Origin of the sequence: Streptomyces caeruleatus (assembly GCF_001514235.1) — a bacterium.
Lineage (GTDB): Bacteria > Actinomycetota > Actinomycetes > Streptomycetales > Streptomycetaceae > Streptomyces > Streptomyces caeruleatus.
In genome coordinates this window covers 600,905-624,699 of record NZ_KQ948926.1, presented here as the reverse complement: position 1 = coordinate 624,699, position 23,795 = coordinate 600,905, and the positions used below count along the sequence as shown (strand labels likewise).

At 71.1% G+C, this 23,795-nt stretch carries 19 protein-coding genes; 12 read left to right on the top strand and 7 right to left on the bottom strand.

From position 1 onward, the window contains the following. Positions 1-148 precede the first annotated feature (148 nt). From AQJ67_RS11620 to AQJ67_RS11605, 4 genes are all read right to left on the bottom strand, one after another. Positions 149-418 carry a hypothetical protein gene (locus AQJ67_RS11620; protein ID WP_062718148.1) on the bottom strand — a complete coding sequence of 90 codons (270 nt, stop codon included), beginning with the start codon at positions 416-418 and terminating at the stop codon, positions 149-151. Between the two features lie 180 nt (positions 419-598). Continuing rightward, on the bottom strand, positions 599-826 hold the full coding sequence (locus tag AQJ67_RS11615) for a DUF3107 domain-containing protein (protein WP_062718146.1): 228 nt from the start codon (positions 824-826) through the stop codon (positions 599-601). Between the two features lie 155 nt (positions 827-981). Beyond that, positions 982-1,623 (bottom strand): TetR/AcrR family transcriptional regulator, encoded by a 642-nt coding sequence (locus AQJ67_RS11610; protein ID WP_030053079.1) that lies wholly within the window; start codon positions 1,621-1,623, stop codon positions 982-984. Positions 1,624-1,864: 241 nt separating this feature from the next. Beyond that, complete coding sequence (locus tag AQJ67_RS11605; RefSeq protein ID WP_062718144.1) at positions 1,865-2,089, bottom strand: hypothetical protein; 225 nt, start codon at positions 2,087-2,089, stop codon at positions 1,865-1,867. A gap of 275 nt (positions 2,090-2,364) precedes the next feature. Between AQJ67_RS11605 and AQJ67_RS11600 the strand changes: the two genes are divergently transcribed. The 12 genes from AQJ67_RS11600 to moeZ all read left to right on the top strand — a co-directional run bounded on the left by AQJ67_RS11600 (position 2,365) and on the right by moeZ (position 17,337). Then, positions 2,365-3,426 (top strand): alpha/beta fold hydrolase, encoded by a 1,062-nt coding sequence (locus tag AQJ67_RS11600; RefSeq protein ID WP_062718143.1) that lies wholly within the window; start codon positions 2,365-2,367, stop codon positions 3,424-3,426. Positions 3,427-3,434: 8 nt separating this feature from the next. Beyond that, entirely contained in the window at positions 3,435-5,099 is a 1,665-nt protein-coding gene (locus tag AQJ67_RS11595) for a DUF3152 domain-containing protein (protein WP_062718141.1), read from the top strand. Between the two features lie 56 nt (positions 5,100-5,155). Beyond that, on the top strand, positions 5,156-5,248 hold the full coding sequence (locus tag AQJ67_RS50415; protein ID WP_341846150.1) for an Ms4533A family Cys-rich leader peptide: 93 nt from the start codon (positions 5,156-5,158) through the stop codon (positions 5,246-5,248). 256 nt (positions 5,249-5,504) lie between these two features. Next, on the top strand, positions 5,505-7,232 hold the full coding sequence (locus AQJ67_RS11590; protein WP_062718139.1) for an ABC transporter substrate-binding protein: 1,728 nt from the start codon (positions 5,505-5,507) through the stop codon (positions 7,230-7,232). Positions 7,233-7,236: 4 nt separating this feature from the next. Then, entirely contained in the window at positions 7,237-8,223 is a 987-nt protein-coding gene (locus AQJ67_RS11585) for an ABC transporter permease (protein ID WP_062718137.1), read from the top strand. Then, entirely contained in the window at positions 8,220-9,218 is a 999-nt protein-coding gene (locus tag AQJ67_RS11580; RefSeq protein ID WP_062718135.1) for an ABC transporter permease, read from the top strand. Before AQJ67_RS11585 ends, AQJ67_RS11580 begins: the two co-directional genes overlap by 4 nt. Beyond that, positions 9,215-10,816, top strand: coding sequence for a dipeptide ABC transporter ATP-binding protein (locus tag AQJ67_RS11575; RefSeq protein WP_062718133.1), 1,602 nt, complete (start codon positions 9,215-9,217; stop codon positions 10,814-10,816). The genes AQJ67_RS11580 and AQJ67_RS11575 overlap by 4 nt, the downstream gene beginning before the upstream one ends. Before the next feature lie 212 nt (positions 10,817-11,028). Further along, the gene (locus AQJ67_RS11570) at positions 11,029-12,759 is read left to right on the top strand and encodes a DUF3492 domain-containing protein (protein WP_062718561.1); all 1,731 of its coding nucleotides are present in this window, start codon (positions 11,029-11,031) and stop codon (positions 12,757-12,759) included. Next, the gene (locus AQJ67_RS11565; protein ID WP_062718131.1) at positions 12,756-14,165 is read left to right on the top strand and encodes a hypothetical protein; all 1,410 of its coding nucleotides are present in this window, start codon (positions 12,756-12,758) and stop codon (positions 14,163-14,165) included. The genes AQJ67_RS11570 and AQJ67_RS11565 overlap by 4 nt, the downstream gene beginning before the upstream one ends. Positions 14,166-14,323: 158 nt before the next feature. Next, positions 14,324-15,328, top strand: coding sequence for an NAD-dependent epimerase/dehydratase family protein (locus AQJ67_RS11560; RefSeq protein ID WP_062718129.1), 1,005 nt, complete (start codon positions 14,324-14,326; stop codon positions 15,326-15,328). After that, on the top strand, positions 15,316-16,095 hold the full coding sequence (locus AQJ67_RS11555; protein ID WP_062718127.1) for a spherulation-specific family 4 protein: 780 nt from the start codon (positions 15,316-15,318) through the stop codon (positions 16,093-16,095). The genes AQJ67_RS11560 and AQJ67_RS11555 overlap by 13 nt, the downstream gene beginning before the upstream one ends. Before the next feature lie 63 nt (positions 16,096-16,158). Beyond that, positions 16,159-17,337, top strand: coding sequence for an adenylyltransferase/sulfurtransferase MoeZ (gene moeZ, locus AQJ67_RS11550; protein WP_062718125.1), 1,179 nt, complete (start codon positions 16,159-16,161; stop codon positions 17,335-17,337). 161 nt (positions 17,338-17,498) lie between these two features. On the opposite strand, the gene AQJ67_RS11545 is transcribed toward moeZ, so the two are convergent. The 3 genes from AQJ67_RS11545 to AQJ67_RS11535 form a co-directional block, all read right to left on the bottom strand. Beyond that, positions 17,499-19,046 (bottom strand): alpha/beta hydrolase, encoded by a 1,548-nt coding sequence (locus AQJ67_RS11545; RefSeq protein WP_062718123.1) that lies wholly within the window; start codon positions 19,044-19,046, stop codon positions 17,499-17,501. A gap of 132 nt (positions 19,047-19,178) precedes the next feature. After that, positions 19,179-20,726 carry an alpha/beta hydrolase gene (locus AQJ67_RS11540; RefSeq protein ID WP_062718121.1) on the bottom strand — a complete coding sequence of 516 codons (1,548 nt, stop codon included), beginning with the start codon at positions 20,724-20,726 and terminating at the stop codon, positions 19,179-19,181. 148 nt (positions 20,727-20,874) lie between these two features. Next, complete coding sequence (locus AQJ67_RS11535) at positions 20,875-23,637, bottom strand: lysylphosphatidylglycerol synthase transmembrane domain-containing protein (protein ID WP_062718119.1); 2,763 nt, start codon at positions 23,635-23,637, stop codon at positions 20,875-20,877. Between the last annotated feature and the right edge of the window lie 158 nt (positions 23,638-23,795).

Sequence of the window (23,795 nt, the reverse complement as noted above, 5' to 3'; positions counted from 1 at the left end):
CGCGCCCCCTGGGGGCTGCCGCCCCCAGGCCCCCGCTGTCGGCCCTTCGGGCCTCGTCCTCAAACGCCGGACGGCCTGGGAATGCCCGGACCGGCGTCGAGAAGAAGCCGCGGGCGTCAGTCGTCCCGCGGCCGGTCGTTGTCGGGGCTTACGCGGTCGCTGAGTGGCGGCTGAGTCTTCCCGCGGGGCGGACCAGCAGGGAGAGGGAGGCGGCGGAGACGACCGCCGCGCCGATGAGGATCACGAAGAGGTTGGCGAAGTCGAGCGCGGTGTGGGTGAGGAAGGCGCCGAAGAGGGCGCCGGCGACACCGGTCGGCAGGACCAGGGAGCGGGTGGGCAGGCGGTGCGGCAGGCGGTGGGCGGCGGCCCATGCCAGGGCCAAGCCGAGGATCGCGGAGCTGAGCGCTTCCAAGAGCATGCTGGGGTCCCTCCCACATGGCCGACCTGCTCGAAACGGTCGTAGCCCGTCATACCCCTGACCTGCGGAATGCAATCCTCCTCTGTGAGAGGCCTGTGCTCCGTTCGTGGAGGAACGCGGGAGGGGCCCGACGACCGTGGTCGCCGGGCCCCTCCCGTTCTGCTTGTCCGCCGCGCCCTGTTACAGCGCGCCGAAGCCCACCTTGCGCGGAGCCGGCTCACCGAGCTCCACGTACGCGAGGCGGTCGGCCGGGACCAGGATCTTGCGGCCGTGCTCGTCCACGAGGCTCAGCAGCTGCGACTTGCCGGCGAGCGCCTCGGACACCGCCCGCTCCACGTCCTCGGCACTCTGACCGCTCTCCAGAACGATCTCGCGGGGCGCGTGCTGCACGCCGATCTTGACCTCCACGGCTATGTCCCTCCGACGGTCAGTGAAGTGCGCGACCTTCCGCGCCGTACCCAGCACACATTAGCCCGGTGAGGGGACGTTCACGCTCCGCCCAAGAACGCCAGGAGCGAACAGCGGACGGGAACAAACGCCCGGCACACGTGCGTGCCGTCGTCTCAGTGGTGGTCGGTGCCGTGCAGCGGGAAGCCCGCGATGCCGCGCCAGGCCAGGGACGTCAGCAGCTGCACCGCCTCGTCGCGCGGCACGCTGCGGTCGCTGTGCAGCCAGGAGCGGGCCACGACCTGGGCGAGGCCGCCTAGGCCGGAGGCGAGCAGCATCGACTCCGCGCGCGAGAGGCCGGTGTCCTCGGCGATGACGTCGCGGATCGCCTCGGCGCACTCGATCGTGACCTTGTCGACGCGCTCGCGCACCGCCGGCTCGTTGGTCAGGTCCGACTCGAAGACCAGCCGGAAGGCGCCGCCGTCGTCCTCGACGTACGCGAAGTACGCGTCCATCGTGGCCCGGACGCGCTGCTTGTTGTCGGTCGTCGACGCGAGCGCGTTGCGTACCGCCTGGATCAGTGACTCGCAGTGCTGGTCCAGGAGGGCGAGATAGAGGTCGAGCTTGCCGGGGAAGTGCTGGTAGAGCACCGGCTTGCTGACGCCGGCGCGCTCGGCGATGTCGTCCATCGCGGCAGCGTGGTATCCCTGCGCGACGAAAACCTCCTGGGCAGCGCCCAGAAGCTGGTTCCGTCGGGCACGGCGCGGCAGGCGAGTGCCCCGCGGGCGTGCCGCCTCTGTCTGCTCGATGGCTGTCACGCCGCCTCCCAATGTCGTCCACATGCGGTGTGCGCCGCGTCGCCATCGTACTTTTCGGTAACCCCGGTGTGCGCGGTGCGAGCGCAGAATTTCACGGACCGGACGGTGGCGAAAGTCGCACAGAAGGTTTGAAACCCGGCCAGAACGGGCAAGAAGTGGCCTCTCTCCTGCTCAACGGCACTCTCTTCTGTGCCCTTCTGTACCTGAGTTCGCACTCAGCGGCCCCCTGTGCCGCTCCGCGTCACCGGTAGTCGTCCTCGTCGATGGAGACCACGCGCGCCTGCTCGATCAGATCGGCCTCGTTGGCCCGGTCCTGGTTCGCGCCGGTCAGCCGGTCGTCGCGGTCGGGCCTGACGTCGGCCTGCTGCTCGGCGGCGTCGGCCGCGGGGGCCTCGACGTCGAACTCCTCGTCCTGCTCGGTGTCCTCGTCCACGAAGGTCTCGGGGTCGCTGGGATCGACGGCCATGGCGGGCTCCCTTCCTAGAACGTCCCCGTGGGCACGACGTCCCTGGGTGAAGCAGGGGTCCAACATCCGGGTGCCCTGCGTACGAGCCTAGGAGACACCGGTTCCGGACGCTATGCGATCCGCGGGGGATCCGTGGGCGATTCGGACGTGCTCGGGGCGGCTTCTGCGGTCATGGTGCGGGTGCCCGGTTTCCCGGCCGGGAAGCTGCCATGTACGTGTCGACTTGTGACGGCGAACACATGAACCAGTGCGTGATCGTCTCGTAACATTGCCGCATGTCTTCGACCGAGCTCCCGTCAGCGCCGGCCGCCAATGTGCTCCCCAAGGTGGCGACCGTCAGGGTCGCCGAGGGCGAGCGGCTGCGCTCGGTCGGGCTGCCGGGGATCACGCTGACGGTGCGGTCGAGACCGCCCGCGCGTGAGGGGCTGCCGCCCGCGCTGTACGTCCATGGGCTCGGCGGTTCCTCGCAGAACTGGTCGGCGCTGATGGAGCTGCTCGACGGCGACGTCGACTGCGAGGCGGTCGACCTGCCGGGCTTCGGTGACTCGCCGCCACCGGACGACGGCGACTACTCGATCACCGCGCACGCACGCGCGGTGATCCGCTATCTCGACGCCTCCGACCGAGGCCCCGTACACCTCTTCGGCAACTCGCTCGGCGGCGCCGTCACCACGCGCGTCGCCGCCGTCCGTCCCGACCTGGTCCGTACGCTCACGCTCGTGTCGCCCGCCCTGCCCGAGATCCGCGTCCAGCGCAGCGCCGTGCCCACGGCCCTGCTCGCGGTGCCCGGCGTGACGACGCTCTTCACCCGGGTGACCAAGCAGTGGACGGCGGAACAACGGGTCCGTGGTGTGATGCACCTCTGCTACGGCGACCCCACGCGCGTGTCGCCGGAAGGATTCACCAACGCCGTCGAGGAGATGGAACGGCGGCTGCAACTGCCGTACTTCTGGGACGCGCTGACGCGTTCCGCGCGCGGCCTGGTCAACGCCTACACGCTGGGCGGCCAGCACGCGCTGTGGCGCCAGGCGGAGCGGGTGCTGGCGCCGACGCTGCTCGTCTACGGCGGCCGCGACCAGCTCGTGGGCTACCGCATGTGCCGCAGGGCCGCCCGCAGCTTCCGCGACTCCCGCCTGCTGAGCCTGCCGGAGGCCGGGCACGTGGCGATGATGGAGTACCCGGAGGTGGTCGCCCGGGCGTTCCGCGAACTCCTGGCGGAGTCGGGGCAGGCGGCGGCAGGAGAGCCGGCGGCCGCGAGCCCTGCTCGGGACCGGTCCCGGGGCAAGCAGGCCGCCGCGGGCCAGGGCGAGGCCGTGACCGAGAACGCGGGGAGCTGAGGCGCGACGTGGGACGCCACAGCCGTCGCGGGCCCGCCGCCAAGCCCAAGCGCGACACCGCGGACACGCCGGCACGACAGGACACCCGGGGTGAGTCCCGGGGCGTGACGCCGGAGACGGGTGCGGGCCGGCGGGGCCCGTCCGTGCCGGGCCAGGGTCCGGCCGCGGGTCCGGGCCAGAGTGGCTGGTCGCAGTCGGGCGGGCCGGGTGGCCGCCGGATGCCGGGACCACCGCCACCCCGGCAGGGGATGCCGGGCGGTGGGGCGCCGACGTACGGCGGACGGGGCTTTCCCGACGGCACGCCGGCGCAGGGGGGTCCGCGGCTGCCCGACGGTACGCCCGCGCATGGTTTCCCGAGGTTCCCCGACGGCACGCCGGCGAACGGGGGCCCGCGGCTGCCCGACGGTACGCCTGCCCATGGTTCTCCGAGGTTCCCCGACGGCAACCCGGCCCAGGGTGTCCCGAGGCTGCCCGACGGCACGCCGGCGCACGGCACCCCCCGGGCCCGTGGCGGGCACCCTCAGCAGCGTGAACCCGGGGGCGGCTGGGGTGAGTTGAGGGGGCGTACCGGGGTCGCGTACGGCGCTCCCGCGGGCCCCGGTGCGCCGCCCGCGACCGGCGTTCCGCTGCCGCGGCCCCGGCGGGCATCGCCGACCGACGGGCCCCGGCAGGACTACTTGGAGGCCTTCGACGCGGACGTCGACGTCTTCGAGCCCCGTACGTCCGAGACCGCGCATGCGGCTGACCCGTACGGCTCCGTCACCGACTGGGACACCCGGTCCGGTGCCGGCAACGGCGTCGCGGACGATGCCGAGACCGACCTGGACGACGACGCTCCGCCGACCGGCGAGCCCGCGGCGGCCAAGGGCGGCAAGGGCCGGACCTTCTCCGGCATCGCGGCCGCCGCCGTTGTCACCGTGCTGGCCGTCGTGGTCGCCGGTCAGGTCGCCAAGGGGCGGGACGACAGCGACGTGCAGTCGCAGTCCGCCGCGGACCGGGCGCGGGACGACCGCGACTCGGCCTCACGCAGTGACGGGCGGCCGACGCCGTCCGGTTCGCCGAGCCTGGCTCCGCTGACGTACGGGCAGAAGATGGGCAGGACGTACGCGCTGAGCGCCACGCTCAAGGGATCGGGGAAGTTCGAGGCGATTCCGGGAGTCGACAAGGCGCCCGGCAGGGGGCAGAAGTTCAGCTATCGCGTGGACGTGGAGGAGGGGCTCGGGCTCGACGGCGAGCTCTTCGCCGCGGCCGTGCAGAATACGCTCAACGACGACTGGAGCTGGGCCCACAACGGCGCCCGTACCTTCGAGCGCATCTACTCCGGCAAGCCGGACTTCGTGATCACGCTGGCCAGCCCGGGGACGACGGCCGACTGGTGTGCCAAGTCCGGTCTGGACACCACGGTCGACAATGTGTCGTGCGACTCCGCCGCCACCGAGCGCGTCATGATCAATGCGTACAGATGGGCTCAGGGGTCGGAGACGTTCGGTGATCGGATCTACGAGTACCGGCAGATGCTGATCAACCACGAGGTCGGCCACCGGCTCGGCTACCCCCATGTGACCTGCGACAAGGACGGCGAGCTCGCCCCGGTCATGCAGCAGCAGACCAAGTTCCTCGACCACGACGGAATCCACTGCCGCCCCAACCCCTGGGTCTACCCCGGGAGTTGACGGGTGACATATATGTCACATTGACATGTGCAGCGAGTTCATACATATTTCTGCACATGTCGACCCGTCACGCCTCCTCTCGCGCCGCCATCGAGCTGGCGCTCATCGGCGTGACCGCTCTGTGCGTGGCCGACATTCACTGTCGCTGACGCTCGCCCCTCGGCGTGCGCGTCGCGATCTCCTTTCCTCTTCTGTGAGTCTCTGACGGGTTTTTGGGCCCGTGGCTCGCGCTTGGACCTGGCTCGCGCATGGACCTCCGACGGCCTGATCCGTCGGCCCGATCCCTCGGCCCGATCTGACGGCCGGCGATCCGACGCCCTGGGGCAGACGTCTGCTCGTTTCCGTCTCACTCCGCGTCATTTCGTCTCGTTATCCGAGACTCATCATTTCGAGAGGTCGTCTCCGATGCGTCAATCGTCCGTCATAGCGCGCCGCGTGGCCGCGGCATCCGTCAGCCTGGTCGTGGCAGCGGGCGCCGCCGCCTGCGGGCCTGAGGACAACGATGCCAAGAGCGCCGGTGGCGACTCCACGCCCCACAAGGGCGGCACGCTCACGGTCCTGAACTCCCAACCGCAGCAGGACTTCGACCCCGCCCGTCTGTACACGTCAGGCGGCGGAAACGTCCCTTCCCTGGTCTTCCGTACGCTCACCACCCGCAACCGCGAGAACGGCGAGGCCGGCGCCAAGGTCGTTTCCGACCTCGCCACCGACACCGGGCGCCCGAACAAGGACGCCACCGTGTGGACGTACACCCTCAAGGAGGGCCTCAAGTACGAGGACGGCACCGCGATCACCTCGGCCGACATCAAGTACGGCATCGAGCGCTCCTTCGCCCCCGAACTGTCCGGTGGCGCGCCCTACCTTAGGGACTGGCTGGTCGGTGCGGCCGACTACCAGGGGCCGTACAAGGACAAGCGGGACACGAAGGGGCTCTCGGCGATCGAGACGCCGGACGCGCGGACCATCGTCTTCCATCTGAACAAGCCCGAGGGCGAGTTCCCGTACCTGGCGACGCAGACGCAGTTCGCGCCCGTGCCGAAGGCCAAGGACACCGGCACGAAGTACGAGGAGCACCCCGTCTCGTCCGGGCCGTACAAGGTCGTCAGCAACGACAACGACGGTGAGCGGCTCGTCCTGGAGCGCAACACGCACTGGTCCGCCTCGACAGACGCCGAACGCAAGGCCTACCCGGACAGGATCGACGTACGGTCCGGGCTCGACTCGTCCGTGATCAACCAGCGACTGTCCGCGTCCCAGGGCGCGGACGCGGCGGCGGTCACCACCGACACCAACCTCGGTCCGGCCGAACTCGCCAAGGTGACCGGCGACAAGGACCTTGCCGCTCGCGTCGGCACCGGACACTTCGGCTACACCAACTACATCGCGTTCAACCCGACGATCAAGCCGTTCAACAACGTCAAGGTGCGTCAGGCGATCTCGTACGCCGTCGACCGCTCGTCCGTCGTCAACGCCGCGGGCGGATCCGCGCTGGCCGAGCCCGCCACCACCTTCCTGCCGAACCAGAAGTCCTTCGGCTACGAGCCCTACGACCTGTTCCCGGCAGGCGAGGCGGGCAACGCCGCGAAGGCCAAGGAGTTGCTGAAGGAGGCCGGTTACGCGAACGGGCTCACCGTCACGCTGACGCATTCCAACAGCAAGGACTTCGAGACCAGCCCCGAGATCGCGACCGCGGTCCAGGACGCGCTCAAGAAGGCCGGCATCACCGTCAAGCTCCAGGGCCTCGAGGAGAACGACTACAAGGACAAGATCCACAGCGTGCGGACCGAGCCCGGGTTCTTCCTGGCGCACTGGGGTGCCGACTGGCCCTCGGGCGGCCCCTTCCTCGCCCCGATCTTCGACGGCCGGCAGATCGTCAAGGACGGCGCGAACTTCAACACGGGCCTGCTCAATGACAAGTCGGTCAATGCCGAAATTGACGCGATCAACAAGTTGACCGATCTTGACGCCGCGGCCAAGAGGTGGGGTGCACTGGACAAGAAAATCGGCGAGCAGGCGCTGACCGTGCCGCTGTTCCACCCCGTCTACAAGCGGCTGTACGGCGAGGCCGTCAAGAACGTCGTGATCAGCGACTGGACCGGTGTGCTGGACATCTCCCAGGTCGCGGTGAAGTAGCGCCGTGAGTGAGGCAGTTCTCGCCGTCGAGGCTCCCGGGGTGTCCGCTCCGGGGGCCTCGGGGGCCCGTCAGTTCTGGCGACGGCTGCGGACGCAGCGCGCCGCCCTCGTCGCGGCGGTCGTCGTCGCGCTGCTCGTCCTGGTCGCGCTCGCCGCACCGCTGCTCACCGCGATCGAGGGCCAGGACCCGACCACGTACCACCCGTCCCTGGTGGACTCCGCGCGCGGTGGCGTGCCCATCGGGTCGTTCGGCGGGGTGAGCGCCGAGCACTGGCTCGGCGTCGAACCGCAGACCGGACGGGACCTGTTCGCACGGCTCGTGTACGGCGCCCGGGTCTCCCTCGGGGTCGCGCTGGCGGCGACCGTCGTCCAGGTCGTCATCGGTGTCGTGGTGGGGGTCGCGGCCGCGCTGGGGAATCAATGGGTTGATCAACTGTTGAGCCGGATCACCGACGTCATCGTGGCGATGCCATTGATGATCATGTCGTTGGCACTGCTCGCGATCGTGCCGTCGAGCTTCCCGCGGCCCGTGCTGGTCGCCCTCGTCATCGGGCTGATCGCGTGGGGCAACATCGCGAAGATCGTGCGCGCCCAGACGCTCACCCTGAAGGAGCTGGACTACGTCTCCGCCGCCCGGCTCAGCGGCTGGGGTTCGTGGCGGGTCGCCCGCCGCGAGCTGCTGCCCGGGATCGCGGCACCCGTCATCACGTACGCGGCGCTGCTCGTCCCTACCAACATCACCGTCGAGGCCGCCCTGTCCTTCCTCGGCGTCGGCGTGAAGCCCCCGACACCGTCCTGGGGACAGATGCTGACCGCCGCCGACGTCTGGTACCAGGCGGCCCCGCAGTACCTGCTGCTGCCCGCCGGAGCGCTCTTCGTGACCGTCCTCGCGCTGACCGTCCTCGGCGACGGCGTGCGCACGGCGCTCGACCCGCGCGCGGCGTCCCGGCTGCGCGTCGGCACGGGCCGCAAGAGGGAGGCCAAGGCATGAGCGGCTTCGGAGGATTCGCCCTGCGCCGCCTCGTCGGCGCCGTCGTCACCCTGTTCGCCATCTCGGTGATCGTCTACGTCGTCTTCTACGTCACCCCCGGCAACGTCGCCCAGATCACCTGCGGCCCGCGCTGTTCGCCCGCCCAGGTGCAGCAGGTCGCGGAGCAGCTGCATCTCGGCGACCCGCTGTACGTGCGTTACTGGCACTTCCTGGAGGGCCTCGTCGCCGGCCAGGACTACTCGACCGGTACGTCCGTCCAGCACTGCTCGGCGCCCTGCCTGGGGCTGTCGTACCAGAGCGATCAGCAGGTCACCGAGCTGATCCTCGCGAAGCTGCCGGTCAGCCTGTCGCTCGTGTTCGGGTCGATGGTGCTGTGGCTGATCCTCGGTGTCGGCACCGGCGTGCTGTCCGCGTGGCGGCGCGGCCGCCTCACCGAGCGGCTGCTGACCGGCATCACGCTCGCGGGCGTGGCCACACCGGTCTTCGTCATCGGCCTGGTCCTGATGATCGTGGTCTGCGGGCAGCTCCAACTGCTGCCGTTCCCGCAGTACGTCGACTTCACCGACGACCCGGAGCAGTGGGCGTGGAACCTGCTGCTGCCCTGGCTGTCGCTCGCCCTGATCGAGGCCGCCGCGTTCGCCCGGCTGACCCGGGCGGCGATGCTGGAGACCCTGGCCGAGGACCACATCCGGACCTTCCGCGCGTACGGCGTCGGGGAGCGGTCGGTCATCGGGCGGCACGCGCTGCGCGGGGCGTTCGCGCCCGTCATCGCGCTCAACGCCAACAACTTCGGCAGCGCGGTCGGGGGTGCCGTGCTCACCGAGACGCTGTTCGGGCTGCCCGGCATCGGTCAGGAACTGGTCCATGCGGTCAATGTGGTCGACCTTCCGGTCGTCGTCGGCATGGTCCTGGTCATCGGTTTCTTCGTGGTCGTCGCCAACGTCGTCGCGGACGTCCTGTACGCGGTGGCCGACCGACGGGTGGTGCTCGCATGAGTCTGGTCAACGTCACCGGCCTGACGGTCGAGTTCGGGTCCCTGCGCGCGGTCGACGGCCTCTCCTTCCGACTGGAACAGGGCGCCGCCCTCGCCCTGGTCGGCGAGTCCGGCTCCGGCAAGTCCACCGTCGCCTCCGCCCTGCTCGGGCTGCACCGGGGCACGGGTGCGCGCGTCGGAGGCTCGATCGAGGTCGCCGGCGTGGACGTCCAGGAGGCGCCGGACGAGGCGCTGCGGCGGCTGCGCGGCGGGAAGGCCGCGATGGTCTTCCAGGACCCGCTGTCGTCCCTCGACCCGTACTACGCGATCGGCGACCAGATCGCCGAGGTCTACCGCGTGCACACGCGTGTGTCGCGGCGGGCGGCACGCGCGCGTGCGGTGGAGGTGCTGGACCGGGTCGGCATCCCGGACGCGCTGCGGCGATCCCGTTCGCGCCCGCACGAGTTCAGCGGCGGCATGCGCCAACGCGCCCTCATCGCCATGGCGCTGGCCTGCGAGCCCGATCTGCTGATCGCCGACGAGCCGACGACCGCCCTGGACGTGACCGTCCAGGCCCAGATCCTCGACCTGCTGCACACGTTGCGCCAGGAGACGGGCATGGGGCTGCTCCTCGTCACGCACGACGTGGGCGTTGCCGCGGAGAGTGTCGACGAGGTGCTGGTGATGCGGCACGGCAGGGCGGTGGAACACGGGCCGGTCGCCGCCGTACTGGGATCGCCCTCCCAGCCGTACACCCGCGACCTGCTCGGTGCGGTCCCGCGCGTGGACGCGCCGCGCGCCGCTGCCCAGGTGCGCGAGGAGCCGCCCGAGGTCGTCCTGGAGGCGAGGGGGCTCCGCCGTGAGTTCGGGCGCGGGAAACGGGCGTTCACGGCCGTGGACGACGTGTCGCTGACGATCCACCGCGGCGAGACCCTCGGGGTCGTGGGGGAGAGCGGCAGCGGCAAGACCACCCTGGGACGCATGCTGGTCGGCCTGCTGGAGCCGACGGCGGGACAGGTCCGTTACGACGGCCACGCGCGCGTGGGCGTGCGTCCCGCGGTGCAGATGGTCTTCCAGGACCCCGTGTCCTCCCTCAACCCCCGCCGCAGCGTGGGCGAGTCGGTCGCCGACCCGCTCCGCGCGCGTGGCGAGTCGGACGAGGGGCGCATCCGGGAGCGCGTACGGGAACTGCTGGAGCGCGTGGGGCTCGAAGCGGCGCACTACGACCGCTACCCGCACGAGTTCAGCGGAGGTCAGCGCCAGCGCGTGGGCATCGCGCGGGCGCTCGCCGCCGACCCGCGCGTCATCGTCTGCGACGAGCCCGTCTCCGCGCTGGACGTGACCACCCAGGCCCAGGTCGTCGCCCTGCTGGGCGAGTTGCAACGGGAACTGGGGCTCGCGCTCGTCTTCGTCGCGCACGACCTCGCCGTCGTACGCCAGGTCAGCGACCGGGTCGCGGTGATGCGGCGCGGGCGGATCGTCGAGGAGGGGCCGGCCGACGAGGTGTACGACAACCCGCGGGACCCGTACACCAGGCAGCTCCTGGCCGCCGTACCGGCACTCGACCCCCGGATCGCGGCCCAGCGGCGCTCCGCGCGACGGGAGTTGGCCACCCTGTGACCGTCCGGGCCGTCCACGCGTGACGATGCGTGCGCGTTTGATCTCCTAGCGCGACGGAACGCGACCTGCACGGGAAAGTTACGACCGTTCACCCCTTTTGGTGGCGCGATGGACAACCGTCCGTCGCGCCACCGCCTTGTCCGCATACGTTCGTCCCGCTGTGAGCCGCCGGGGGAACGGCGGCTCCCCTTAGGGAGATCGGGGGTGTGCTCGTGCGCATCGGACTGATTGCGGAGGGTGGCTATCCGTATGTGAGCGGTGACGCCAGGCTCTGGTGCGACCGGCTCGTGCGCGGGCTCGGACAGCACGAGTTCGACCTCTACGCGCTCAGCCGCAGCGAGCGCCAGGAGGACGAGGGCTGGGTCCCGCTGCCACCGCAGGTCAGCCGCGTGCGTACGGCACCGCTGTGGACGGCCGAAGACGACGGGGTGGTCTACGGCCGCCGCGCGCGCCGACGGTTCGCCGAGAGCTACGGAGAGCTGGTGGGCGCGCTCTGTGCGGGGGGCGCCGTGGACGGGCCGGGGGCCGCCGCAGACGCATTCGGAGCTGCCCAGCACGCGTCGGCCACTGAGGCGGACCGTTTCGGCAACGCGCTGTACGGGCTCGCCGAACTCGCCCGCGACGAGGGCGGCCTCGTGGGAGCGCTCCGCTCCGAGGTCGCCGTACGCGCCCTTGAGCGCGCCTGCCGGGCGCGGGGCGCCCTGCGCACGGCGCGTGAGGCGCGCGTACCCGATCTGCTCACCGTCGCCGCGCATCTGGAACGCGCCCTGCGCCCCCTCTCGCTCGACTGGTACGAGGACGACGGCCTGGGCTCGGTCGACCTCTGCCACGCCACATCCGGCGGCGCCGCGGCCCTGCCCGGCCTGCTCGCCCACCACTTCAGCGGAGTACCGCTGCTGCTGACCGAGTACGGCGTCCGTCTGCGCACCCACTACCTCGCCGCCCCCGAGGCCTCGCCCGCCGTGCGCTCCCTGCTCGCCGCCCTGCACGGCAGGCTCGCCGCCGAGACCTACGCCCGGGCCGCCCTCATCACGCCCGGCAACGGCCACGCCCGCCGCTGGCAGGAGCGCTGCGGCGCCGACCGCGCGAAGCTGCGCACGGTCTACCCCGGCATGGACGCCGCCCGCTTCGCGGAGGTCGGCGAGGCCCCGGAGTGCGCGGAGCCGGACTCGCTGGTCTGGGTCGGCCGTATCGAACCGGCCAAGGACATCGTGTCGCTGCTGCACGCCTTCGCCGAAGTGCGCAAGGAGGAGCCGAAGACCCGCCTGCGGATCGTCGGCAGCCCGTCGGGCGCCGAGGGCGCCGCCTACCTCGGTCATTGCAGGGCGCTCGCCGCGCAGCTCTTCCCCGACGAGGCCGAGGGCCCGCACACCGTCGGCGACAACCCCGTCTCCTTCGAGGAGATCGGCGGTCCCGAGATCCCCACCCTGGCCGACGCGTACGCCTCGGGCGCCGTGGCCGTCCTGTCCAGCGTCGTCGAGGGCTTCCCGATCGGGCTGGTCGAGGCCATGTTCAGCGGCCGCGCGACGGTGTCCACCGACGTCGGCGCGGTGGTGGAGGTCATCGGCGGCACCGGTCTCGTCGTCCCGCCACGCAATCCGCGGGCGCTCGCAGAGGCCTGCGTGGCGCTGTTGCGCGACCCCGAGCGCCGTGAGCGGCTGGGCGCTGCCGCACGCGCGCGTGCGCTCGAACTGTTCACCGTCGAGCAGAACGTCGCAGCATTTCACGGCATTTACCTGGAGATCGTGTCCCGCACGCCGGTCCGCCGTCTCGTTCTGGACGAGGCCGGAGACCCGCTGCCCTTCGCCGTCCCCGCCGAAGCCCATGTCCCCGGCCGCTGGACCGAGCGCACCGCACGCCTGGTGGCCCGCGGCGGCCCGGCCCGGCCGCCGGGTGCCCCCGTTCGCGCCACCGCGCTGCCCGCGACGGAGGGAGCGCGATGAGCAGCGGCCTGGGCGGACTGGACCGCCCCGGGGCTCCGACCAGCCCAGGGGCCTGGGACGAGCGATCGGAGGAGTGGCTCTCGGCGGAGGGAGCCGTCCTGGAGACGGCGGAGGAGGACGTCCAGGAATTGCCGGAGGGGGACGTCCGGGAAACGGCGGAGGGGGACGCCCGGGAAACGGCGGAGGGGGGCGTGTCGGAATCGGCGGAGGGGGGCGTGTCGGAAACGGCGGAGGGGGGCGTCCGGGCAGGCGCTGCCGACTCGCGGCTCGCCGCCTTCGACGCACCGACCTCCACCCGCACCACCGGCCCCCGTCCCGCCTCCCCTCGCCGCACCGGCGCGGACCCCGTGAAAGCGCTGATGCACCGTCATCGCGCCCTCTGCGAACGCGCGGTGGACCCCTTGGAGATCGCCGCCGGCCTGGAGGCCCACGGCATCACCGACCGCACCGCGTCACGCTTCCTGCACCGGGACGTCTTCTCCCTCGCCGAGGAGATGTACGCCCGAGTACCCCGCGACGCCGACGCGCCCCCCAGCCCCGCGCCCCCCGACGCTCCCCGCGCACGCGCCGACTGGATCCTCCTCAGCCTCCTCCCCGGAGCCCTCTGCACGTCGGCCGTAATCGCCCTGCACCTCACCCACGGCCAGTCCCGCCTGATCGCGGCCGCCGCAGGAGCCCTCGCCGTGGCCCTCGCCCTGCGCGCGGCCCTGGCCCGAGGCCCCCTCGCAGGCAAGGACCGCAGACACCCCTGCGCCACCCGCATCACCTGGCTCGCCGCCTACGCCCTCCTCGGCGACGGGCTCCTCCAGACAGCCGCCGCCGGAGGGCCCGACGCCCTCCCGAACGGCGCGGCCGACGGCCCCTGGCCTTTCACCACCGCCCCCGTCCTGGCCCTCACCCTCTCCTGCGCCCCCGCGGCATGGTGCGCCCACCTCCTCGCCGTACGGGCCCGTCGCAAACTCTCGTCCAGCCGGGCCCTGGAGGAGTTCGCCACCTCCGCGAAACCCCTGCTCCTGGGCGCCTTCGCCCTCTATCTCGGTGCGCTGGCGGCCCTGCTGACCCTCACCACCAGCGTCCTGGACGAGCCCCTCGCCTACCCCCAGGCCCTCACCCTGGGCGGCCTCCTGTTCCTCGCCCGCCTGCTCACCACGCACGGCTTCACCCACGCCCCCGGGCTCGTCCTCACCGCCGCGGCCTCGGCCGAGGCCGCGGCCCTGGCCGCCCTCTTCGCGGCCCGCCTCCCCGGCTGCGCATGGCTGGCCACCCCCGTCGAGACCCTCGTCGACACCTGGGGCCCGTCCGCCATCCCCACCGCCGCCTGCGGCACGGCCGCCCTGATCCTCCTGCTGCACGCGACCCGCACCCTCACGAGGGCCTCCGCACACGCGACTCGGGACCAGCCGTGAACCCCCGCCGAGCGGCACCGACCGCCTCGCACCACAGCACCCACCGCCCCACCACCGGAGGCATCACCACCCCGACCCCTCCGTCTGAGACCCCCTGAAGGAGAACCCCAAATGATCACCTCCCGACCCGACCACCCCTCGGCCCCGGGAGCCGCCCGATGAGAGTCCTGCTGATCGGAGCCAACGGCTACCTCGGGCGCTTCGTGGCCGACCGTCTCCTCGCCGACCCCGCCGTCCAACTCACCGCCCTCGGCCGCGGTGACGACGCCGACGTCCGCTTCGACCTCGCGTCCGGCAGCCCCGGTGCCCTCACCCGCTTCCTCGACGCGGTCCACCCCGGTGTCGTCATCAACTGCGCCGGTGCCACCAGAGGCGGCGCCCGCGAACTCACCCGCCACAACACGGTCGCCGTGGCCACGGTGTGCGAGGCCCTGCGACGCAGCGGGTGCGGCGCCCGCCTCGTGCAGATCGGCTGCGGCGCCGAGTACGGCCCGAGCCAGCCCGGCTCCTCCACGGCCGAGGACGCCGTCCCCCGCCCCGGCGGCCCGTACGGCGTCAGCAAACTCGCCGCCACCGAACTGGTCCTGGGCTCCGGCCTGGACGCCGTGGTCCTGCGGGTCTTCTCACCCGCCGGCCCCGGCACCCCGGCCGGCTCGCCTCTCGGTCGGCTCGCCGAGGCCATGCGCCGCGCCATGCAGTCGGGCGACGGCGAGCTCAAACTCACCGGCCTCGGCGCCCAACGCGACTTCGTCGACGTCCGCGACGTCGCCCGCGCCGTCCACGCCGCCTCGCTGTCCGCCGCGCAGGGCGTCATCAACATCGGCTCGGGCCGCGCCGTCCGCCTCCGCGACGCCGCCGCCGTGCTCGCCCGCGTGGCCGGCTACGGCGGCGCCCTCCACGAACTCGACGGCCCGCCCGGCCCGTTGCGCCCGTCCATCGGCCACCCCCGTGGCGACTCGGACCACGCGATGCACGTGACCCACGCGGTCCACGCCGCGCACGCGGGCCAGTCCGCCCCGGTCGTGTACCCGTACCCGGACGGCTGTGGCAGCTGGCAGCAGGCCGACGTGCGCACCGCACGCGACCGGCTCGGCTGGCGGCCCCGGATCAACCTGGAGGAGTCTCTGGGTGACATCTGGATGGAGGCGGCATGCCGTATCTGACCGGCACCACGCCGATCACGGCGAACACGGACTTCCGCGCCGGCCTCGGTGTCCCCGGCTACGCACACCCCCTGCTCGCCCAGGCCGAGTGGGGCGAACTCACCCGGCCCGGCACGCCCGTGCACTGGGTCGTCCTCAACGTCGCCGACGGCCCCGGAGCCCGTCCCGACCCGCACTGTCTGCAAGCCGCCGGCATGCTCCACAACGCGGGCGTCCGCGTCCTCGGCCACCTGGACACGGCCCACCTGGACGCCGGCCGCATCGACATGGGACGGGGCGCCCGCGCCTTCGGCGAGGTGATCTCGGAGGCCCAGCGCTATCTCGACTGGTACCGGGTCGACGGCTTCTTCCTGGACCGCTGCCCGACCGAGCGTGCCGCTCTGCCCGAGATCCGCCGCACGGTCACCACGCTCCGCGCGCTGCGTGACGAGGCCCACATGGTCCTCGGCCACGGCACCCACCCCCACCCGGGCTACGCCGAGTGCGCCGACCAACTGGTCACCTTCCGCGGCTCGTGGAGTGACTACCGCTGGTCGCAGGTGGCCGAGTGGACGGCGGACTACCCGCCCGACCGCTTCTGCCACTTCGTCCACGGAGTGCCCCTCGGCCACCTTGACGAGGCATTGCGCATCGCCCGCTGGCAGGGCGCCGCGACCGTCTGGTTCACCGACCGCACGGACCGCGGCGGACGCACCGACCCCTGGGAGGCCATGCCCGGCTACTGGGACGAAATCGTCTCGCGGATCGGAACAGGTGTCTCGGAATGAAAAAGGCCATGGCACTGTTACGGAGAGAACAACCGTAGTGATCGACCGACCAACGGAGTCCCCGTGTCGCTGCCACCCCTGGTCGAGCCCGCTTCCGAGCTCACCGTAGACGAGGTTCGCAGGTACTCCCGCCACCTGATCATCCCCGACGTCGGGATGGACGGGCAGAAGCGGCTGAAGAACGCCAAGGTGCTCTGTGTGGGCGCCGGCGGCCTGGGCTCGCCGGCGCTGATGTACCTGGCCGCGGCGGGCGTCGGCACGCTCGGCATCGTGGAGTTCGACGAGGTCGACGAGTCGAACCTCCAGCGGCAGATCATCCACAGCCAGGCCGACATCGGCCGCTCCAAGGCCGAGTCCGCGCGCGACTCCGTCCTCGGCATCAACCCGTACGTGAACGTGATCCTTCACGAGGAGCGGCTCGAGGCCGACAACGTGATGGACATCTTCAGCCAGTACGACCTGATCGTCGACGGCACGGACAACTTCGCGACCCGCTACCTGGTCAACGACGCCTGCGTGCTGCTGAACAAGCCGTACGTGTGGGGCTCGATCTACCGCTTCGACGGCCAGGCCTCCGTCTTCTGGTCCGAGCACGGCCCCTGCTACCGCTGCCTCTACCCGGAGCCCCCGCCGCCGGGCATGGTCCCCTCCTGCGCCGAGGGCGGCGTCCTGGGCGTGCTCTGCGCGTCCATCGGCTCCATCCAGGTCAACGAGGCCATCAAGCTTCTCGCCGGCATCGGTGAGCCGCTGGTCGGCCGTCTGATGATCTACGACGCCCTGGAGATGCAGTACCGCCAGGTCAAGGTCCGCAAGGACCCGAACTGCGCGGTCTGCGGCGAGAACCCGACCGTCACCGAGCTCATCGACTACGAGGCCTTCTGCGGCGTCGTCTCCGAGGAGGCCCAGGAGGCGGCCGCCGGCTCGACGATCACTCCCAAGCAGCTCAAGGAGTGGATCGACGACGGCGAGAACATCGAGATCATCGACGTCCGCGAGATCAACGAGTACGAGATCGTCTCGATCCCCGGCGCCCGGCTGATCCCGAAGAACGAGTTCCTCATGGGCACCGCCCTGGAAGGTCTTCCGCAGGACAAGAAGATCGTCCTGCACTGCAAGACGGGTGTCCGCAGTGCGGAAGTCCTCGCGGTCCTGAAGTCCGCGGGCTTCGCCGACGCCGTGCACGTCGGCGGCGGCGTCATCGGCTGGGTCAACCAGATCGAGCCCGACAAGCCGGTCTACTGACCCGAGCCGGTCTGCTGACCCGAGCCGGTCCGCTGACCCGAGCCGGTCTGCTGAACCAAGTCGGTTCACCGAGCGGGCTTCCTCGCCCTCGCCGGTAAGGCGTACATGGCTCCCACGGCGGGGGCTTCGAGTACCACGAGTGCTCGAAGCCCCCGCCGTCGTCATGAGCAGACCTTGCCGTCCTCGGGCACCGCCCCCTCCAGCAGATACGCGTTCACCGCCGAGTCGACGCAGTCGCTCCCCTTGCCGTACGCGCTGTGGCCCTCGCCCTTCCAGGTGAGCACCACACCGACGCCCTTGCCCAGTTCGTCCGCCATCCTCCGGGTGCCCTCGTAGGGCGTCGCCGGGTCGCCGGTGTTGCCGACCAGCAGGATCGGTACCGCACCCGGCGCGCTCACCTCCGGGGTGTCGTACTGCCCGGCCACCGGCCAGTCGTGACACCAGCCGGCCGTGTCCCAGCCCAGCATGGGTCCGAACACAGGCGAGACCTTCTCGAACCTCGGCAGCAGCTTCTTCGTCTCCTCGACCGTCGGCCGCTGCTTGTCGTCCAGGCACGATATGACCCGTTGCGAGTGGGACCCCGTGCCGTAGCGGCCCGACGGGTCGCGGTCGTTGTAGCTGTCGCCGAGCGCCAGGAGTTCCGAGCCGTCGCCCTGCTCGGCCGCCTCCAGGGCGCTGGTCAGGGTCGGCCACCGCGACTCGCTGTACAGCGGCTGGATGATGCCGGTGAGCGCGAGCGTCTCCGTGAGCTTGCGCTCGGACGACGTCGGCAGTGGGCTCACGTCGATCCGCTTCAGCAGGTTCACGATCTTCCGCGTGCCCTCCTCGGCGCCTTGGCCGGTGGACCGGAGGTAGTTGTTCAGAGCGCGCTGGAAGCCCCTGGCCTGGTTCTCGGCGTGTCCGGCGGAGTCGGCGCCCGGGTCGGCGACCGCGTCCAGGATCAGCCGTCCGACGTTCTTCGGGAACAAGTGGGCGTAGACACCGCCGAGTTCGGTGCCGTAGGAGATGCCGAAGTAGTGCGTCTTGCGGTCGCCGAGAACCTGGCGCATCAGATCCATGTCGCGGGCGGTGTCGGTGGTCGACACATGGGCCATCAGGGGCCCCGCGGACTTCTCACAGCCCTTGCCGAAGGCGGCGGCGTCCCGGAAGTACGCCGTCTCCTCGGCCGGAGTGTCCGGTGTGATGTCCACGGACTCGGAGGCCTGGATCTCCTTGTCGCCGCGGCAGCGCACGCCTTCACTGGCGCCCACTCCGCGCGGGTCCCAGCTCACCAGGTCGTACCGCTTGCCCAACTCGGACGCGGTGGAGGCGTACCACGACAGTGTGGACACCCCCGAGCTGCCGGGGCCGCCGAAGTTGAACAGCAACGAGCCGATGCGGTCGTCGCCGGTGGCCTTGGTGCGGATCAACGCGAGGTCGATCGTCTCGCCCTTCGGTTCGGACCAGTCCAGCGGTGCCTTGAGCGTCGCGCACTGCCACTCGTCGCCCGGCGCGGGGGAGCCCTCGGTGGCCTCGCAGCGTCCCCAGTCGAGCTTCTGCGAGGTCAGTGACGACGGCAGTGGGGTCGCCGTGCTGTCGGAGGAGGCCGACGAACCCGTGCCGTTCGTCTCTCCCTCGGCATCCGCGCTGTCCGACGAGCCGCCGCTGCAACCCGTGGCCAACAGGGCAGCGGCCGCTGTCAGGGCCGTCCACCGTACGAAACGCGCCATCTCACTTCCCCCCTCGCAGGCCGTCCGCACCGTGCCGCGGATGGCGGTCTGGCCATAGTAGGCGGATCACGAAAAGACCGTCGGGGCCTGTGGATAACTCTCTGACCTGCACTTTTTTCTTCCCGCTCGGTCTCAGGAGCAGACCGTGCCGGTCGCCGGCACCTTCCCGTCCAGCAGGTATCCGTTCACCGCGTCCTGCACGCACTTGTTCTTGCTGTTGTAGGCCCCGTGTCCCTGACCCTTGTACGTCAGCTGCACACCCACCCCCGCGCCCAGCGCCTCCACCATCCGCTGCGCGCCCTCGTACGGCGTGGCCGGGTCGCCGGTGTTCCCCACCACGAGGATCGGTGCCGCGCCGGGCGCGCTGACGTCGGGATGATCGGCAGCCCCCGGCACGGCCCAGTCGGTGCAGCTGAGCAGGGACCAGGCGAAGGCATCGCCGAACAGGGGCGAGGCGGCCCGGAACTCGGGCAGCTTCCGCTCGACGTATTCCGGGGTGTACCGCGGCTTGTCGTCGGCGCAGTTGATCGAGATGTTGGCGGCGGTGATGTTGCTGTACTCGCCGTTCTCGCTGCGCCCGTTCAGCGAGTCGGACAGCAGCATCAGGATCCTGCCGTCGCCGTCGTACGCCTGCTCAAGACCCTCGGTGAGGTACTGCCAGAGATCCTTCGAGTACAGCGCCTGCGCGATGCCGTTGGTCGCCGCGCTCTGCGTCAGATCGCGCGGGAAGACGCCCTGGATCGGCTTGCTGTCGAGGTCCTTCAACAGCTTGGCGATGCGGTCCTTGACGTCTTGGGCGGTGTCGCCGATCGGGCAGTCCTCGGTCTTGGAGGTGCAGTCCTCGGCGAAGTTGTCGAGCGCGAGCTGAAAGCCCTTGACCTGCCCGAGTGTGCCCTGCTCGGAGTTCTGCGTCGGGTCGACCACCGCGTCGAAGACCGCGCGGCCCACGTTCTGCGGGAACAGGTGGGCGTAGACGCCACCGAGTTCGGTGCCGTAGGAGATGCCGAAGTAGTACAGCTTGTCGTCGCCGAGCACCTGTCGCAACAGGTCCATGTCGCGGGCCGCGTCGGTGGTGCGCACATGCGGGAGCATCCCTTCGGAGTTCTCCTCGCACGCCTCGTTGAACTCCTTGGTGTTGTCCAGCAGTTCGGTCCGCTCGGCGGCGTCGTCCGGCGTCGTGTCCTGCTGGAAGAAGGCGTCGAGCTGCTGGTCGTTCTCGCACAGCACGGGCGAGCTGCGGCCGACTCCGCGCGGGTCGAAGCTCACCAGGTCGTAGCGGGTGCGCAGCTTCTCGTAGGCGTCGCCGAAGGAGGGCAGTGTGGTGACGCCCGAGAGGCCGGGGCCGCCGAAGTTGAAGATCAGCGAGCCGATCCGCCGGTTCTCGGCGCCGCTGGTCCTTGCCCGGATCAGCTCAATGTCGATCGTGTCGCCCTTGGGATCGTTCCAGTCGCGGGGCGCCTTCATCGTGGCGCACTGCCATGACCCGCCGTCCGGCAGGGGCGACGGGCTGCCCGCGCCGCCCTGTGCCTGGGAGGGGGTCGGACAGGCCTTCCAGCTCAGTTCCTGCGCCGTCAGGTCCTCGTCCCCGGAGTCGTCGCCGCCGCATCCCGTCAGCAAGGAGGACAGCAGCAGGGCTGCGGCGGTCAGGGCAGCGGCACGCGTCCGGGGCGGGTTCGGCATGGTCCCATCCTGGGGTCGTGCGGGGTGGGGCGCTCGGGGCGCGAGCCGTACGAGGTACGGGGGCGCCCTGACCTGTCGAGCCTTACAACGTACGACGCCGAGTTCGTCGTACGACATGCTCCCGCAGGCTCGCGTACGCCGCCTCGCGCTACAGCGCGCCCTTGCGGGTCAGGTGGTTGAAGGCCAGCCAGCCCGGCAGCACGGGCAGCCAGAGGGTCAGGAGCCGGAACAGCAGCACCGCGGGCGCGGCGACCTCGCTGGGCAGGCCCACGGCGATCAGACCGACGGTCAGGGTCGCCTCCACGGCGCCCACGCCGCCCGGGGTCGGCGCCGCGGAGCCGAGCGCGTTGCCCGCCAGGAAGACGACGGCCACGCTGGCGATGCTGAGCGAGGTGCCCTCGCTGCCGAACGCGCGGATCGAGGCGTCCAGGCACATCACGAAGCAGGCGGTCAGCAGCAGCATGCCACCGATACCGGTGACCAGCTTCTGCGGCCGCTGCAGCACATCGAGCATGCGCGGCACGACACCTGCGAACAGCGACCTCACGCGCGTGACGACGAATTTCCGCAGGAACGGCACCGAGGTCACCACGAGCACCAGCACCGCCACCGTCAGCAGACCCGCGATGACGGTCCGGGACGGCGACAGCGACGGCGTCTTCTCGGTGCCGGTCAGGTAGCCGAAGGACAGCAGCATCAGGATGTGACAGCCGAGCCCGAACAGCTGCGAGGCGCCGACGCTCGCCACCGCGAGCCCCGGCCGCACTCCCGCGCGCTGGAGGAAACGGGTGTTCAGAGCGACGCCGCCGACCGCGGCCGGCGCGACGATCTTCACGAACGACCCGGCCACCTGGGCCCCCACGGTCCGCCGGAACGGGACCCGCTCGGGCACGAAGCCCAGCAGCGCCATCGCCGCCGCGAAGTAGCTGGCCGCCGAGAACAGCACGGCCGCGGCCACCCAGCCCCACTGCGCGTTGGAGATGAGCGGGCCGAACTCGATGTGCGTGAGCTGCGTCAGCAGGAAGTACGCGCCGATGGCACCGGCGATGAAGCTGATCAGCGTGCGCGGCCGCACCCGTTCGAGGCGGGCCGGTTCGACCGGGGCCTGCGGCCTGATCCGCAGCACCTCGTGGCGGATCTGGGTGAGCAGATCCTCCTCGCGCGCCTCGTCCAGAGCCTCGTCGATGGCCCGCTTCTCGGCCCGCGCCTGCGCTTTCACGGTCTTCTTGTCCGGCTTGTCGAGGGCCGGCCCGGCCTCGCTCGGGGCCTCCTCGCTGCGGGCGTGTCTGGCGTGCTTGGACGCCTCCAGCACGGCGTCGCGCTCGCGCTGGGCCCTCTCCCGGGCGAGTCTGCGCAGTGTCGCGCGCGTGGAGCGGCTCAGGGCGATGGGCTGGAGCATCGGAAGACAGTCGGCCACCGCGTCGGGGCCGAGCACGCTCACCGCCGAGGCCACCGCGCGCTCGGCGCCCACGCGCAGGCCGAGGGTCACCAGCAGCTGGGAGATGTCCATGCGCAGCAGCAGGCTGTTCGCCGCGATCTCGCCGATGCGCAGGTCGGTGATAATCACCTTGCCGGAACGATCCACCAGAATCGCGTCACCCACCAGCCTGCGGTGCGCGATGCGCCGGGACTGCAACGCCTTGACCTGGAGCCAGGTGTCGCGCAGCAGTCCGTCGGTGATCTCCTGGTCCGCCAGCGAGTCCAGGGTGTGCCCGCCGGTGTGCTCGTAGACCAGCATCACGGCGTCCGGGCCGAGCTCGGAGGTGGCGATCAGCTTGGGCGCGTTGGCACCGGCGGCGATGGCCGCGTAGGCGAGCAGCGCCTCCTGCTCCAGGGCCTGGCGGAGCGACTGGAGGCTGCTTCGGGTGGCGAAGCCGCGCAGCGTCAGATTGCGCCACGCGCGATAGAAGAAGCCCTGCGCCTGCTGCTCCCGGTCGACCACGGTCACGTCCAGCGGCGGACCGTCCTCCAGGGTGACGAAGTAGCGCCGGCCGCGGTCGCCGGTCTCCTGTGTGTCGGAGATCTCCTCGCGGGCCGCGCTCACCGGGCGGAAGCCGACGTGCCTGAGGCCCGCCATCAGGGTCCGCCCGGTGGGACGGACATTGGGCGAGCCGACCGCGTACAGCGTGCCGTAGGCGACGGTCCAGCCGATCAGCAGCGTCAGGAGGATCGAGAACGGTGTGGTGTAGCCGGTGACCAGCATGGAGAAGGCGTAGAGAAGCAGGACCGCCCAGAGCACCGCACGCCAGCGCGGTCTGCGGGACATGCCCACGGCGGTCATGTACGCGATCACCGGCGCGAGATACCCGTGCACCGGGTCGGTGAGGGAGCCGATGTCGCCGGGTGAGGGCTGGGTGAGGGCGTCCCGGATCGACTCCGGGGCGGCCCGCGCGACCCACAGGTCCGTGGCGAGCGTCACCCCGTGCGCCAGGACGGCCGCGAGGACACCGTCGGCGATCCGCAGCCCGTCCCGCTTGATGAGCCGTTCGATCGCGAAGGCGACGGGCACCAGGAGGATGGCGATGCTGGAGACGAGCCCGGCCATCTTGCTGAACACGTCGGGCGCCTGGCCGGTGCCCTTGTTGATGTCCTGTTCGAGGCCCGAGGTGGTGCCGTGCGCGAACGCGGCAATCGCGAGCAGCAGCACGATGCCGAGCACGCCCACGAGGAGCCGCATCAGGTCGGAGGGACGGTGCACGCGCGCGGGGAGCAGCGGTTCGTCGCCCTCGACCTCGTCGGCGTGCGCCTCGTCCAGGTCGTACGCGGCCTCGTCCTTCTTGCCGGTGTCGCTGTCGCTGCCCTTGTCGCCGCCCTCGCCGGTGCCCTTCTTGTCGGCGTTCGCGGTGTCCGGGCGCGACGAAGCGTCAGAGGTGCTTTCCGCGTCCTCCGGGTGCACACCCTGCTGCTTCATCGTCTCTTCTTGATCTCGTATCACCAGTCACCGCCCGCACGATGGTGGCATGCTCCACCGACACACGGGGGCATCAGGGTGCAAATGCGGGGGCGCACAGTCTGCCCGAAGGGCCGCCGCAGGGCGAGGCACACGCTCAGTGGCGAGCGCGTCACATT

What these genes read in the sequence shown, in the direction of transcription:
- AQJ67_RS11545 (WP_062718123.1), bottom strand. Translation starts at nt 19,046, where the DNA reads ATGGCGCGTTTCGTACGGTGGACGGCCCTGACAGCGGCCGCTGCCCTG.
- AQJ67_RS11565 (WP_062718131.1), top strand. Translation starts at nt 12,756, where the DNA reads ATGAGCAGCGGCCTGGGCGGACTGGACCGCCCCGGGGCTCCGACCAGC.
- AQJ67_RS50415 (WP_341846150.1), top strand. Translation starts at nt 5,156, where the DNA reads ATGTCGACCCGTCACGCCTCCTCTCGCGCCGCCATCGAGCTGGCGCTC.
- AQJ67_RS11590 (WP_062718139.1), top strand. Translation starts at nt 5,505, where the DNA reads ATGCGTCAATCGTCCGTCATAGCGCGCCGCGTGGCCGCGGCATCCGTC.
- AQJ67_RS11535 (WP_062718119.1), bottom strand. Translation starts at nt 23,637, where the DNA reads ATGAAGCAGCAGGGTGTGCACCCGGAGGACGCGGAAAGCACCTCTGAC.
- AQJ67_RS11560 (WP_062718129.1), top strand. Translation starts at nt 14,324, where the DNA reads ATGAGAGTCCTGCTGATCGGAGCCAACGGCTACCTCGGGCGCTTCGTG.
- AQJ67_RS11600 (WP_062718143.1), top strand. Translation starts at nt 2,365, where the DNA reads ATGTCTTCGACCGAGCTCCCGTCAGCGCCGGCCGCCAATGTGCTCCCC.
- AQJ67_RS11605 (WP_062718144.1), bottom strand. Translation starts at nt 2,089, where the DNA reads ATGGCCGTCGATCCCAGCGACCCCGAGACCTTCGTGGACGAGGACACC.
- AQJ67_RS11580 (WP_062718135.1), top strand. Translation starts at nt 8,220, where the DNA reads ATGAGCGGCTTCGGAGGATTCGCCCTGCGCCGCCTCGTCGGCGCCGTC.
- AQJ67_RS11555 (WP_062718127.1), top strand. Translation starts at nt 15,316, where the DNA reads ATGCCGTATCTGACCGGCACCACGCCGATCACGGCGAACACGGACTTC.
- AQJ67_RS11620 (WP_062718148.1), bottom strand. Translation starts at nt 418, where the DNA reads ATGCTCTTGGAAGCGCTCAGCTCCGCGATCCTCGGCTTGGCCCTGGCA.
- AQJ67_RS11575 (WP_062718133.1), top strand. Translation starts at nt 9,215, where the DNA reads ATGAGTCTGGTCAACGTCACCGGCCTGACGGTCGAGTTCGGGTCCCTG.
- AQJ67_RS11540 (WP_062718121.1), bottom strand. Translation starts at nt 20,726, where the DNA reads ATGCCGAACCCGCCCCGGACGCGTGCCGCTGCCCTGACCGCCGCAGCC.